Genomic DNA, 13,001 nt, shown 5'->3' with positions numbered 1-13,001 from the left:
ATATGACAATTGTAAAAGACGCAAAAGACGTACAAACATTAAAGAAAAGTGACTTTGTTTCTGACCAGGATGTTCGATGGTGTCCTGGCTGTGGGGATTACTCAATCCTATCCAGCGTTCAAAAGGTGCTACCACAACTTAATGTGCCTAAAGAAAAGATTGTTTTTGTTTCTGGTATAGGATGTTCTAGTCGCATGCCTTACTATCTAGACACCTATGGTTTCCACACTATTCATGGCCGAGCACCTACCATAGCGACAGGCATCAAAATAGCCAATCCGGATCTCTCAGTTTGGGTGATTACCGGCGATGGCGACTCCATGAGTATAGGTGCCAATCATTTGCTACATATCCTTAGAAGAAATATAAATGTCAATATACTGTTGATCAATAACCGTATCTATGGACTCACTAAAGGGCAATTTTCACCTACCTCGGAAAAAGGCAAGGTTACTAAAAGCAGTCCTAATGGCAGCATTGAGTCACCTGTAGACCCTATATCATTCGCGTTATCAGCGGGCGCAACATTTGTTGCTAGAGCGATAGATACAGACGCGCCAAATTTACAAAATGTTCTTTTAGAGGGAGCTAAACATAAAGGGGCGAGCTTTATTGAGGTACTGCAAAATTGTAATATTTTCAACGATGGTGCCTTCAGTAGCCTTAAAGATCGTAAAACCAATCAAGATAGCATTGTCCATCTGTTGGATAAGAGCCCTCTACTATTTGGAGCAAATAAAGACAAGGTGATTGTTAGTGATGGATTTAACCCATCGGTACAAACCATAGGTGCAAATGAGCCTTTGCCACCTAGTGCGATATACCACACAGAACGTGCCGAATCTTCGCTTTACCCACATTTTCTCTCCAACTTGAAGATGCCAGATTTTCCAATTCCTTTAGGGATCTTTAAACGAGAAGAGAAGCCTACATACGAAGATGCTTTTACCGACAATGAGATGATGCGCTGTAAGGAAAAGCCAGCGATTCGAAGCCTTTTGATGGCACAGAATACCTGGATCCAGCAATAGGTGGAGGAAGCATCAAAGCAGCTCGTGTGTCAGGTTGGAGGAGTGAGGCTTGACGTTCATATTGCAGACCTGAATACACCGATAGCCGAGCCTGATGCTGAAGCGACATGCTTATCAATGGAAGAGAAAGAGAAATATGCAAGTTACCTTAACCCCCGGCGAAAAAGCGAGTTTTTAAAAAGCCGATACATTATTAAGAGGTTATTCTTTGGACAAGATTGCGGGGACCTAAAAAACTATACATTGAAATATTGTAAGGTTAATAAGTTCTCCGCAATATTTGATTGTTTTGGCAATATTGCTGCTAAGGTGGCATTTAGTCACAGTGTCAATTATTTGGTATTTATCTTTTATCAAACACCTAAATTTCTAGGTGTTGATATTGAAGTTTTTAAGTCTAGAAAAAGTTTGTCGGATATCAGAGACGAGGTTTTTTCTGACGAGGATAAAGATAAGTTGGCGGAATGTAAATTAAGTGTTGAAAAGTTTTATCAGTTTTGGACAGAAAAAGAAGCTGTAGCTAAATTAACGGCAATTCCGCTTATTCAAATATGTAAGGTTTCGAGCGAAACGCTGCATGAAGAATATAACATATCCAATTTTCTAACACATGATTATGCACTATCTGTGGCAATTGACAGGGAGCAACACTAGATGTCTACAGCAAATAAAAAGGGTAGGCCTAAGTGTCAGAAAAAAAGGAGAAAAATTTTAGAGGCCTGTGCGTCCTTATTATTAAAAAACGGTATAGCTTTAACCTCTATGGATAAAATCGCCGAGAACTCTGGTGTATCGAAACAAACCGTCTATTCTCATTTCAAAAACAAAGAAGAGCTGTGCAAAGCTACAGCTGAACACATGTGCAGCAATATTCAACCTCGCAGTGGCTACATTCGTGACGAATCTCTGTCACCAAGGCAGGTATTGAGAAGTTTGGCGACCTTTTATTTGAACTTCTTTCAAAACCCGGATGTCCTTTCTTTTTCAAAGACAATTATTGCTGATCCCCAAGTTGCTAAATTTTCAGCAGATATCTTTTATGGTGAAATTTACTGTAGAATGATTGATCAATTGGAGGAGTGCCTAGCTAATCAATCGTGTTTTTTATTGTCCGAAACTCAAGCAAGAAAATTTGCTGTAGCTTTTTTTAATCTCATAAAAGGAGATTTCTATTTGAGAGGCTTGATGGATATTTCTTTTGAACTTTCGGATAAGCAAAGAACATCCCATATAGACACTGTTATAGATATTATTATTGCTAGTATGGGTGAGTACTCGAAGTAACCAGTAATAAAATTTGAGGTGACAATATGCATTATAAAAAAAAATTGAATAAGAAAAACATTTGGATTGAGCGAGCGTTTTCAATATTAGTAGAGGAAGGTAGTAGTGGCATTTCAGCTAATAGAATTGCTTATGATTTAGGCATTACCAGAGGAGCATTCTATCATCACTTTAAAGATGTTGAAGATTTTCATAATGAAGTATTAAAGTCTTGGTATTACAGAGGTTCTCATTTATTAATCGAGAAACTTAATAATTCGTATTCAGATAAAGGGTTGGTGGCCTTGAGAGAGTTTGCATGGTCCTTGCCTCATGAACTTGATATTGCTATGAGGTCTTGGGCTTTACACTATGGCTTGGCAAGTGATTATCAGTCAAAGATGGACGCGGATAGAATAGAATACATATATAAAATATATAGAGACTATGCCCTACCAGAAAAGTCAGATGAACTTGTAATGATGTATTCAAAACTTGCTTATTTCTCATTTATTGGTATGCAAAGTTTAATGCCAACATTGAAAACTGAGGAGTTGTTTTGTTTTAGAGACTTTCTTTCTGAATTGATTGATAAAAACTTGGAAATAATTATAAAAGAGGTTGATTGATGGAAACAGTTCTCTGTATTTTAGCTGCTTTAATTATTGGAAGCCTCGGGTTAATTCACCTGTTGTATACGCTTCTAGGTAATAAATTCGCTCCTGCTGACACACTACTTAAAGAACGTATGAAGGATGAGAGGTTAAATATTACAAAAGAGACTTCATGTTGGTTAGCTTGGATCGGTTTTAATACTAGTCATAGCTTGGGGTTGCTATTTTTTTCCGCTATATATATATATTTGATTTTATACGATTTTGATTTTGTTAGAAATTCTATTTTTCTATCTCTAATGCCCGTATTTTTCACTTTTATTTATTTAGTGTTAGCTAAGGTATACTGGTTTCGTATCCCATTTTGGGGATTTATGACTTCTTTTATTTTGTTTACAGTTTCTACTCTTCTTTGAGTAAAGTAGAAACTTCTTCAGGTAGCGTGACCGCATAAAAGTGAAGTTTTCAATACGATAGGTATGCCACCGCCTATAGTAATGGCCTAACTGAGTGTTAAGTTTTATATGGGCCAGATCAATTTACTTTCAATGTTATTATCGCGCACAACTTAGCAAGAATTTTAACGAATATAGTTCACGTTAATGTGTATTAACATAACCTAAAAATATCTATATAAAACAGGTGGCTATTGTAACTAAGCCATATATACTCGAAGTAAGCGCATTATTTTTTCTTTGCAAATGGGTATTTATGGCTAAGCAGTTAGCAAGACACGACATCGACGACACGCTCTACGTTTTCCTGCAAGATAACAGCAAAAAGTGGTACGCCCGTTTTCAGCTTTTCGGGAAGTGGCATTGCAAATCAACTAAACAAGTTGATAAAGAAGAAGCTGTAGCAGCGGCTAGACTGTTACGTATGGAGTGGAAAATAAAAGCGGAAACCGGAACACTCACAACGAGCAAACGTTTTCGCGATGTAGCTGCAAAAAGCATTCTTGCTATGGAACATGAGCTTGCTCACGGCGGTGGAAAAGTTAGCTACAAAGACTACATTGGGGCTTTGAAAAAATATCATATTCCATTTTTTGACCGTACATATATCACTTCTATTGACCAAGACAAGCTTAAAGAGTTCGACATTTGGCGAATACAAAAGGCAGGTAAGGTTCTTAACAAATCCACTCTGCTAAATCATAACGCTGCGCTACAAATGGTGTTTAAAGCAGCGGTTGAAAATCAATGGATGTTGCCAGTTCAGGTTCCAGTATTAAGCAACAAAGGAGAGCAGGGGGCTAGACGTGCTGCTTTCAGCGAAGTTGAATATGAGAAGGTCGTTGAAACTCTCGAAAGTATGAGAGACAACAGCCGTAAGGAAAAGACAAGGCAAATAAGAGAACTTTTACTTGATTATGCTGACGTAGTTGTCAATACAGGTATTCGTCCTGGCACTGAAATGGAAGAACTGACTTGGGCTGACATCTTAATGACGAGACAAGAGCACCAAGTTATTTTTAAAATCAAGGTACGAAAAGGCAAGACCACTAAACATACTGGCACTAGAACCGTTGTGTGCAAAGATGAATTTGTTTTTCCCCTAATGAACTTAATGGATCGTTTTCCTAATCGCCGACCGTCCGACAAGATATTTCTCTTAGCAGACGGTTCAAGTACCAACGAACTGGGTAGAACCTTTGTATCTGCATTAGAAGAAGCAGAGCTGAAGACCAGCCCAGATGGACCAAGAACACTCTATTCGCTGCGCCATACTTACATAACTTGGCAATTACTTAGCCGAACTTTAAGAGTTGATGTACTTGCTCGACAATGCGGTACTAGCATTGCGATGATAGAGCAACACTACAGTCATGTCGTCCCTAGTATGTTTGAGCAGGAGCTATCCGGAGTAACGTTCGAAAATAAAGAAGAAAGGGCAAAAAGCAAACGTGCGCTCGCACGAGGTTTAAAAACCAAAGAGTTACTTACACAGCGCTTCAAGGTTTGGGAGGCTGAGTACAGAAGGCGTGGTTGTATTTAAAGCAACGGTATAGTTCCTGATACTCATGGCTCAAGTGTATGTTCTTTCAATATTTGCTGTTCTGCTTCTAAAATATACTCTTCAGCTCTCCGCCATGGCAGCCTACGGCCAGCATTTTTCATTAGAGTTAATGAGGTCCTCGCTTCGTCCGCTGTAATAAGCTGTAGTATTACAAGTTGTTTTAAGAGCCACACTGTGCCCATGACAACAACAGCTTCATTTTCTGCTGCGGCTCGTAAATCTTTGTCTCCAGTAAGAAGTGGGCACTGATGATGTTTCGCCAACGCAAGCGCAAAACAATCATTGCGGCTAGGTTTTCGATATTGCTCAACAAGCGCTAAGCTATAACTTACTAACTCTCCCTCAAGCTCATCAAGTCTCAAACCCAGCTCAATTAAGTGGTTGTGTTCTTGTTCTAGTTCTTCGTAAAACAAGATATCGGGGATGGAGAAGTTATAAGGAAGTTGGAACATTTGTGGCAGCAGTTCCCCTTCTTCCATATCAATTAGGATGTTTGCGTCACTAATTAGTAATTGCATCAGCCATTCCTAGCTTACGTTCTTTGTGGAATGCTGAAAGTGGCATTTTTAAAAATTCAGCAGCTTTTGATTCTGTGATGTAATCTTCCGCTAACGCTCGATAGACGAGCTGTTTGTAAAGAAATGTTGTTTCTTGAGGGTAGGCGGTGCCTGGTTCCCGTGTACGCCACTTGAGCTTATTGAATTTCATGTAATATTGCTTTTGCAAAGATGATGAAATTACGTTTGCCTGACCCGCACGAACCAAAATGCCCATCATACTAATGCCAAACTCGTGCTTAAGCATAAATAGCTCACGCGGCTCAAGAGCCTGCCGATATGTGCCAAGGTGTTGTTTGATTGCTATCAAAGGTAGTAAAAAGGCACCTGCAAAGTGGTTGCATGCTTTCTCTTCGTCAATAGTATCAGGTAACCGACCGTGCAATACTAAATGACCTAGCTCATGAGCTAGTGTAAACCGCTGTCGATCTCCAGGCTGTGTTGTTGATACAACAATAACTGGTGACTCGTTGATCTGTCCGGCTAATCCATCAAACTTATTACCTACATTGACGTCGGTACAGATAACCATAATGCCTCGAGATTCAAGGCAATCGATCATATCAGGAATAGGGTTAAGACCTAACTGCCACTCTTTCCGCATTTGTTCAGCAATAGATTCAATTGCTTCTTCAGAATCAACTGTCTCAGGTAAATTACCTGGTAGAGTAAATTTACTTATCGGGCGGACAGAGTCAGGAAAAAGGTCTAGTAATTCAGTCCATAATTCAGCTTGATCTAGAACATCGCCATTTATACGGTCGAGAGTTTTCTGTGGGGTATTAGAACGTTTTCGGTACTCAACATGTCCCAACTCCACTTTTGTTGGTCGAAAAAAGTATTCTGAGCGGACTCCTAAAGTCTTTGCGAGTTTATAAAGCTTCCCTGATGACGGCATTGCTTCGCCATGTTCGTATTTCTTAATAGCATTAGCAGATACACCAATTGCAATGCCCAGAGCGTTCATAGACATACCTGCAGCTTTACGTGCTCGCATCAAACGTTCTGAAAACATAGTCAATCTCCAAGTGGTTTATAAATTTTATTATTTCCACTAAATTATAAACCATGGGTGAGTTGATGTCGATGTTTTAACTAGGCCGCAATTAGTGGACTTGTGCTAATTCCTCTAATGAGACCTACGAGTCTATGGCTTATCACCATCGGTTTTTATCGCTATTTGAATTAAAGAGAAAAGATATATCTAACTTGGCCAATTAATACCTTATATGACTTTCTGTGGTGCCCCAGTAAAGAAAATTGCTATTCCAGGCAAGGCTGTTCATGCACGGCAGAGCATCAGAGTTAAGATACTTTGGTACATCACTTTGTCCTAAAAGAAGTAAATCAAGCCAATGCTTCGTTATGAGTGATAAACCACAATAATCTTAATATGACTGTGCAGCGTGCTTAATAGAGCACATTTTGATAATGGAATTGATGTTCTAGTTCACTTTTTGTCAATTATCGTTAATTCGTAGTTGTGTAATTCAAATTTATAAGGGTGCTTACTAATCCTGAGCTCAGGATTCACTTCTAAATAATGGTGTAAGGGTATGATTAATAACCTTATATTACTTGAGTTGGTTGTTATTCCTAATTGTTCTGCTTTTTTATTTATTTTTTATGCAGATCGCTGTCGTTTTTTCTAATTCCTCCGTGAGCGGCAATTTCGTGTCGCTGATAGTCAGTCAATTTGTTACGGAGATTAAAATGAGTTTATTAAATGAAGATAAAATTTACGATCTAATCGATCTTATAAATGACTCACACTGCGATTTTGCAGAAAGTGTTACAACCCTTTACATCAATCAGGCTTATAGTGTTATTGGCTTCCCAAACTTCAAGAGTTTCTGTACTGAAACCTTTCCGAGTATAAGTTACTCAATGCTGTTTGAACACGCAAAAGCAGGTGAGATAGCTTTAAGCTTATCTCTACCTGTTGGTAAGTATTCCAATTCATCACTACTAGCAATGCGCAAACTTCATGTTGATGTAAGGTATCGAGTATGGCGTAAGGTCTGTGAAAATCTGAAAATAAAATCTAAGCCCTCACCGGAAAGCGTCACAAAGAAATTTGTTGAACAATGTATTAGCGAAACTGTTGATGCCCCCAAAAGTGGGCCAACTAAGGATGTTGACTTCTCTCGGTTGAAAGAAGCGCTAACGGTCAAAGATGAAAAAGCAATTGCAAAAATAATATTTACGCTAATTGACGACGAAGAGCTAGTGCAAGCGCTAATTGAAGACCTCGAGAATTGCCTCATAGAACTGGAAGAATCAGAGGAGGAACTTTAATATGCGCGAAAATGTAATCAATGTCGACATAGACGCCCTAAACATCTTAGTGACCGGGCTATCAAATGAAAACTTGGCCCAATTTGAGCAATCTTTGTTCAAATGTGTGGAAAAGCTTTCGTTCAAGAACCATTGTTCACCATACGCCATCATGAAGCGCTCTAGAAGTTACCAGCAGAGTGTAATTCTGCCGCTGTGCAAAGAATTTCAATATGGAAAGATAAACACTGAAACACCTTGTTTAGTTATAAGCACTGGTTACAGATACTCTATCGATGAAAAGCTTCTAATTCAGTTGAAAGGTTTTCCGCTAACCAGATATCACTATGACGTTGCTCGTTTCTGGTTTAAATATCTCACCCGAAAATGTAATAAGAGGCAAGGCTTTACTCCCTTGTTCAGTATATCAATGTTTCATCTAGCGACTGATTTCTTTCGCCCGCTTGGGTCAATTGGCGTTGAGCTACGCGGAAGCAAAAAAAGTGCGTTTTATGTTGAAAATGGATCACTAACAGGAGTAGGTATCGGAAGTTTGCGGTCCACAGTTAGAGTCACAGCGTACAGCCGAAACGAAAAACTCTTGAGGTCTGGCAGACCGAGTGCACCCAGTCTAAACAAGCCTTGCACCCGCATCGAGAAGAAAGTAAAACTGAAGAATGCAACCTGTTGGGAGGAGCTGATTTCACTAGTTGATAAGCATATAGCTCTCGACAATTTGTTTATCTACGACCTCGATAAGTTATGTACATCGACTCAGTTAGACTTCAGATTACTAAACTGTATTAAGAACTTAGGTGCTCATCAAGTTATTGCTGCTCAGCAAAGTGATAATGAGCGGAGAAAGCTGAGAAGGTTGATGGCTCGTCATCGAATAGATATTCATTCCGGGGAATTCAGCTGGGATTATGGACCTTCTATCAAGTACCTCAAGCACTTTTGCAGCCCTTTTCGTAAGTGGGTTAGTAATAGGGGGCGATGTACCCAAAAGGAGTTCGTTGAAACCTTCTTGAAGCAATAACAACAAACCATTAAAGCTAAGGTGCCTGCGTACCTTAGCTTCACTAAACTGGTACAAAACAGCCGTATAACCTCTCACAAAGCCTCGCTATCATATATACAGCTTTTCGCAGTAATTCCTTTCTATTTCAATACTTTTAAACTAAATATCGGAGCATTTTATGAATGCAGCATGCCCCTATGCGTTGTATTTAGGTCGACTTGCGCCTAATAGTCAGCGCTCTATTGCTTCACAGCTCAATAGTATCGCTGATTTGTTACGTTGGCCCGAAAAAAAGCGTGAGATGATGTACCACAAGATAGACTTTCAACAAGCTAGCCATATCAAAGCATTACTAATTGCTAATGGCTGGTCAGCACGGTCTATAAACAGAGCAATGACAGCAATACGCAGTATTGTAGGCGTTGCTGTTATGTCAGGTAAGGCGCCTGAAATGCAATTAGTTCAGCTCCGTGCTATCAGCAAAGTGTGCCACGGCGAGCATGACGGGAAGCCACTTTCGGTTAAGCAGGTTCAAACGCTATTCGCACATTTGAAACAAAATACGTCTGTACTCGGTATTCGCAACTATGCTGTATTGGCAATACTTCTAGGAACAGGGCTACGGCGAAGTGAGCTAGTTGCGCTATTACTTCAAGACTATGTAGCAGGCTCGGCGCTTATCGTGAGAAAAGGAAAGGGGAACAAGAGCCGTACCGTTCACTTGCCGGAGTGGGCGCAGCACGCCTTAAACGAATGGCTAGTGCTACGTGGTAAACACAAAGGTTATTTGTTTCACAGAGTAGCGAGAGGTGGGAACATCCAACATGATACTCACTTATCTTCATGTGCTGTTTATTCTCTAATTCGTAAATCATTGTCTGCCATTGGCATTGAGGGAGTGTCACCGCACGACCTTCGGCGTACTTTCATCACACGTTTACTCGAGCAGAATGTCGATTTAAATACCGTCCGACAGATGGCAGGGCATGCAGATATCAGTACCACGATTATGTATGACAAACGCAGTGAAAAGATCATGCAGCAAGCTGCCTCCTTACTTTCCTACAAACTGTGAGGTCTATATGTCTCATAAAGTGTTAAGAAAGTCTGGTGAGCTGCATTATCTTGCGTGTGAGTGGGGCAAGCGGCTACTTCGATATTTGCCATCAGTTGATACCGATGTACTTAGTAAAAGCCTTGCGTCTAATCTGCGCGGAAGCAGTGTTTCAAGCGTACCGTTTTTCAAAGACAGAAATGAAAGCGTCAACTATAAAGCGTGCTTAACTATAAGTGATAGGCAACCTAAGGTTACCAAAACGTTTCTAGACAACTGTAGTTTCATCAGAAGCCTAATGGATTTGCCGAAACAAACCGATTTGCTTGTTCAGTTCGCTTTACTTTCTCAAGTAAATCAGTGGTTGAGGGCGTTAGCTTCATCCGTGCATTTACAAGCTAGCCATTTGTCTCTTAATGAAATTATTAAAGACATTACAGGCGTTAATGACGAGCAGTTTACTCATGCTACAGCGCGATTGAATCAATATGGTTTCTTACCGGATGTGGATTTTTTATCGTATGATTTTGGCGAAATGCCTAAGGTGCTTATCCGTAAGTTACTTACTGAAAAAATAACCTCTAGAGAGATGCTGGTCGAGCCGCTGCTTCACCCGTCTCCTAACGCTGCATTTGGGCTCAAGGATTTTCCACATGTCAATACAGAGCTTCTAGCGCGATACTTAAATGCTGCTACACAAGCCAGAAGCGCGGGTACAAGCGTATTGCTGTATGGTGAATCTGGAACAGGCAAAACGGAATTATCTCGCGCACTAGCGAAAAGTTGTGGTAGAACGCTTTATGAAATCCGCTCTACGGCACTAGCTAGCAACTATGCCGATGATGAGTTTAACAGTCGTTTCCCTAACAAGGACAGGCTTCGTTATCTTTCTTTGCTCAACTCATTACTCACTAACAAATCTAACGCTATGTTGTTAGTCGACGAGTGTGAGGGCTTATTTGAAAATGTTGATAGCCAATACAGTAAAGAGCACCTACAGCGTTTTATCGAGTACAACGATATCCCTTGCATTTGGATAACCAATTATGTGCAGAGCCTTGAAGCCAGCTTTATCAGAAGGTTCAAGCTCGCCATTGATGTACCGTCATTGAAACCTGAAGAGATAGAAAGCGTTACGCGCTCGTACTATCGCGGTTTGGGTTTGTCTCTTGCTGTTCGAAAGCAAATCAGTCAGGTGGAGAATATCACGCCTGCGATAGTGGCAAATGCTACTCACATTGCGCACACCGTTAAAGCAAAGGGCGGCGATGCAGAAGCAGTGGTAAACAATGTCGTCGAGTACTCTCTCCGCGCGACAGAGCAGTGGCAAGACAAGCTTAACTACAAGGGCGAAATCCCGTTTAAGGTTAGCTACCTAAACATCAAACAGCCACAAGCCTACCTTGACGATATTTCTTATGCACTTAAGCACAACCTACCTAGTCGAACGTTAATTTCAGGTCCGCCAGGTACAGGTAAAACCGCCTATGCGCATTATCTTGCTGAGTTAAACAATAGAAAGCTCTTGCGGGTTAAATGCTCGGACGTATTAAGTAAATGGGTGGGTGAAAGCGAACAGAAAATTGCCGAACTCTTCCAACGCGCACACGCAGAGGAGCAGGTTATCCTTCTTGATGAAGTTGACAGCTTGCTCAGTGCTCGGGAAGGGCTAAGTGCTCAACATGAGCTTCAGTTCGTTAATGAGTTTCTAACGCAAATAGAGTGTTTCACTCAACCTTTATTTGCCGCTACAAACTTTGTCACCAAACTAGATAAAGCGGTGTTACGTCGTTTCGACTTCAAGCTTGATTGTCAGTACTTAACCTCAGTGCAAGTACTGGAGCTGTATAAACAAATAACAAGAGTTAAAAGGCTAAGCTAGCCAGAGAGTGAAACGCTACTTCAACTGAAATACCTTACTCCAGGTGACTTTGCCATCTTAGCGCGCCGCACTAAGTTTCGCCCTAACGCTTCAATTAGAGATTTTGCCATCAACTTGTTGGCAGATGAAAACCAACGTAAGCAAGCAAAACCCCAACCGGGCTTTATTCGCCCTCACTAACCCATAGAGGTAAACACTATGTCTACATCCGTATTGAGTTCGCTCAAGGTCATCGCTCGCCCTAAAATTGAGCCTAAACCTCCCGTTATCGGTAAGCGTTTAAAACTTATTGAAAGGTTGGAGCAACAAAAAGAGATGGCGCAATGCCTTATCGACAACAAACGTTTTGAGGCGTTTAAGGAAAAGAAAGTTAAGAGCCCTGAAACAGGTGAAATCACCACTCAGCGCAGACCCACCACTGTTCGACCGTGGTATTACGATAGCGACGAATACTACTATCTTGAAATAAAAGTAGGTAATAAACCTATTGAACTTCAAAAAGGTAAACCTGCGATAGATGTTGGCGATAAAGCCAAGCTGCCCGAGATTATAGATACCGTTATACAGGCGATTGAAAAAGGTGAGCTTGATAGCGCTCTACTCAAACCAGTTGTTCCTAAAAAGGCGGGGCCAAAAAGTCAATAAAAGTAGAGCCGTTGAAAGGGTGATAATCAGTGTCGCCCTTTCTCTTTCAATAATGCGGCAGTAATAAATCAAATAACGAACAATCAACCCTTATTTCAACAAGCAACTTAACGCTGCCTATACAACTAAATTAGCTTTTTATGCGGCTCGCTTCGACAAAAAAAGCCAACCTATTTCAAATTAACATCAAGGAACCAAATTATGCGCATTCACAGCGAAGGGCTAGCTTTGCCTGTTACCCACAAGTTTACTAACGCAATAACGGTTATGCTGAACGAAAAGGGCATTTCGGGTAATAGTGTAACTATTAACTTTCGTGACCCGACTTACTCAGCCGAGAGTGGAGGTTTTCATCCTGTCGAAATTAGACTGGAACGGCAAAATAACACTTGGCACCTGTGCTATATCACAGACTTCGTTTACGTCGGGAGTGGCCCTTATGCAGAGTTAGCAAAAGACCTCGACTTTGATTTCCAAGCAGGCGTATTTCAAAACCTTTTCGGCGTTTTTCCTATCGAACAGGCAACCGATATGTATCAGATATGGGAGGGTAATTTTCTGCATTACTGGCAAGTTTTAAAGGTTTTTTTTATTCAAATCTCCAGCGACTAAATCGGCCAAGTCAAAAACTGTAAAGC

General features: G+C 40.6%; 14 protein-coding genes. 12 read left to right on the top strand and 2 right to left on the bottom strand.

What is annotated here, in order from left to right; all coding sequences use genetic code 11:
• The first annotated feature begins 2 nt into the window (after positions 1 to 2).
• From PCAR9_RS15845 to PCAR9_RS15820, 6 genes are all read left to right on the top strand, one after another.
• A complete protein-coding gene (locus PCAR9_RS15845) occupies positions 3 to 1,031 on the top strand; it encodes a 2-oxoacid:ferredoxin oxidoreductase subunit beta (RefSeq protein WP_197964243.1) in 1,029 nt (342 codons plus the stop codon).
• The gene (locus PCAR9_RS15840; RefSeq protein ID WP_179984444.1) at positions 1,032 to 1,685 is read left to right on the top strand and encodes a 4'-phosphopantetheinyl transferase family protein; all 654 of its coding nucleotides are present in this window, start codon (positions 1,032 to 1,034) and stop codon (positions 1,683 to 1,685) included.
• Complete coding sequence (locus PCAR9_RS15835; RefSeq protein WP_179984443.1) at positions 1,686 to 2,315, top strand: TetR/AcrR family transcriptional regulator; 630 nt, start codon at positions 1,686 to 1,688, stop codon at positions 2,313 to 2,315.
• 26 nt (positions 2,316 to 2,341) lie between these two features.
• Positions 2,342 to 2,923: a TetR/AcrR family transcriptional regulator gene (locus tag PCAR9_RS15830; protein ID WP_179984442.1), complete on the top strand. Its 582-nt coding sequence runs from the start codon at positions 2,342 to 2,344 to the stop codon at positions 2,921 to 2,923.
• Positions 2,923 to 3,324: an LIC_13387 family protein gene (locus PCAR9_RS15825; protein ID WP_179984441.1), complete on the top strand. Its 402-nt coding sequence runs from the start codon at positions 2,923 to 2,925 to the stop codon at positions 3,322 to 3,324. Before PCAR9_RS15830 ends, PCAR9_RS15825 begins: the two co-directional genes overlap by 1 nt.
• Before the next feature lie 295 nt (positions 3,325 to 3,619).
• Entirely contained in the window at positions 3,620 to 4,906 is a 1,287-nt protein-coding gene (locus PCAR9_RS15820; RefSeq protein ID WP_179984440.1) for a site-specific integrase, read from the top strand.
• A gap of 23 nt (positions 4,907 to 4,929) precedes the next feature.
• On the opposite strand, the gene PCAR9_RS15815 is transcribed toward PCAR9_RS15820, so the two are convergent.
• A complete protein-coding gene (locus tag PCAR9_RS15815) occupies positions 4,930 to 5,445 on the bottom strand; it encodes a PIN domain-containing protein (RefSeq protein WP_179984439.1) in 516 nt (171 codons plus the stop codon).
• Positions 5,429 to 6,499 carry a helix-turn-helix domain-containing protein gene (locus tag PCAR9_RS15810; RefSeq protein WP_179984438.1) on the bottom strand — a complete coding sequence of 357 codons (1,071 nt, stop codon included), beginning with the start codon at positions 6,497 to 6,499 and terminating at the stop codon, positions 5,429 to 5,431. Before PCAR9_RS15810 ends, PCAR9_RS15815 begins: the two co-directional genes overlap by 17 nt.
• A 698-nt stretch (positions 6,500 to 7,197) precedes the next feature.
• On the opposite strand from PCAR9_RS15810, the gene PCAR9_RS15805 reads away from it, so the two are divergent.
• From PCAR9_RS15805 to PCAR9_RS15780, 6 genes are all read left to right on the top strand, one after another.
• The gene (locus PCAR9_RS15805) at positions 7,198 to 7,782 is read left to right on the top strand and encodes a hypothetical protein (protein ID WP_015067949.1); all 585 of its coding nucleotides are present in this window, start codon (positions 7,198 to 7,200) and stop codon (positions 7,780 to 7,782) included.
• Between the two features lies 1 nt (position 7,783).
• Positions 7,784 to 8,800 carry a hypothetical protein gene (locus PCAR9_RS15800; RefSeq protein ID WP_179984437.1) on the top strand — a complete coding sequence of 339 codons (1,017 nt, stop codon included), beginning with the start codon at positions 7,784 to 7,786 and terminating at the stop codon, positions 8,798 to 8,800.
• 160 nt (positions 8,801 to 8,960) lie between these two features.
• Positions 8,961 to 9,857 (top strand): tyrosine-type recombinase/integrase, encoded by an 897-nt coding sequence (locus PCAR9_RS15795; RefSeq protein ID WP_179984436.1) that lies wholly within the window; start codon positions 8,961 to 8,963, stop codon positions 9,855 to 9,857.
• A 7-nt stretch (positions 9,858 to 9,864) separates the two neighbouring features.
• Positions 9,865 to 11,718: an AAA family ATPase gene (locus PCAR9_RS15790; protein WP_232091230.1), complete on the top strand. Its 1,854-nt coding sequence runs from the start codon at positions 9,865 to 9,867 to the stop codon at positions 11,716 to 11,718.
• Positions 11,719 to 11,916: 198 nt separating this feature from the next.
• Positions 11,917 to 12,363 carry a DUF6641 family protein gene (locus tag PCAR9_RS15785; protein ID WP_179984435.1) on the top strand — a complete coding sequence of 149 codons (447 nt, stop codon included), beginning with the start codon at positions 11,917 to 11,919 and terminating at the stop codon, positions 12,361 to 12,363.
• Positions 12,364 to 12,564: 201 nt separating this feature from the next.
• Positions 12,565 to 12,975 (top strand): DUF2787 family protein, encoded by a 411-nt coding sequence (locus PCAR9_RS15780; RefSeq protein WP_150141033.1) that lies wholly within the window; start codon positions 12,565 to 12,567, stop codon positions 12,973 to 12,975.
• Positions 12,976 to 13,001: the final 26 nt, after the last annotated feature.

Origin of the sequence: Alteromonas macleodii (genome assembly GCF_903772925.1) — a bacterium.
Lineage (GTDB): Bacteria > Pseudomonadota > Gammaproteobacteria > Enterobacterales > Alteromonadaceae > Alteromonas > Alteromonas macleodii_A.
The sequence above is the reverse complement of the archived record's forward strand: the minus strand, read 5'-3'. Positions and strand labels throughout refer to the sequence as shown.

What these genes read in the sequence shown, in the direction of transcription:
- PCAR9_RS15830 (WP_179984442.1), top strand. Translation starts at nt 2,342, where the DNA reads ATGCATTATAAAAAAAAATTGAATAAGAAAAACATTTGGATTGAGCGA.
- PCAR9_RS15785 (WP_179984435.1), top strand. Translation starts at nt 11,917, where the DNA reads ATGTCTACATCCGTATTGAGTTCGCTCAAGGTCATCGCTCGCCCTAAA.
- PCAR9_RS15825 (WP_179984441.1), top strand. Translation starts at nt 2,923, where the DNA reads ATGGAAACAGTTCTCTGTATTTTAGCTGCTTTAATTATTGGAAGCCTC.
- PCAR9_RS15810 (WP_179984438.1), bottom strand. Translation starts at nt 6,499, where the DNA reads ATGTTTTCAGAACGTTTGATGCGAGCACGTAAAGCTGCAGGTATGTCT.
- PCAR9_RS15805 (WP_015067949.1), top strand. Translation starts at nt 7,198, where the DNA reads ATGAGTTTATTAAATGAAGATAAAATTTACGATCTAATCGATCTTATA.
- PCAR9_RS15815 (WP_179984439.1), bottom strand. Translation starts at nt 5,445, where the DNA reads ATGCAATTACTAATTAGTGACGCAAACATCCTAATTGATATGGAAGAA.
- PCAR9_RS15790 (WP_232091230.1), top strand. Translation starts at nt 9,865, where the DNA reads ATGTCTCATAAAGTGTTAAGAAAGTCTGGTGAGCTGCATTATCTTGCG.
- PCAR9_RS15820 (WP_179984440.1), top strand. Translation starts at nt 3,620, where the DNA reads ATGGCTAAGCAGTTAGCAAGACACGACATCGACGACACGCTCTACGTT.
- PCAR9_RS15795 (WP_179984436.1), top strand. Translation starts at nt 8,961, where the DNA reads ATGAATGCAGCATGCCCCTATGCGTTGTATTTAGGTCGACTTGCGCCT.
- PCAR9_RS15800 (WP_179984437.1), top strand. Translation starts at nt 7,784, where the DNA reads ATGCGCGAAAATGTAATCAATGTCGACATAGACGCCCTAAACATCTTA.
- PCAR9_RS15835 (WP_179984443.1), top strand. Translation starts at nt 1,686, where the DNA reads ATGTCTACAGCAAATAAAAAGGGTAGGCCTAAGTGTCAGAAAAAAAGG.
- PCAR9_RS15845 (WP_197964243.1), top strand. Translation starts at nt 3, where the DNA reads ATGACAATTGTAAAAGACGCAAAAGACGTACAAACATTAAAGAAAAGT.
- PCAR9_RS15780 (WP_150141033.1), top strand. Translation starts at nt 12,565, where the DNA reads ATGCGCATTCACAGCGAAGGGCTAGCTTTGCCTGTTACCCACAAGTTT.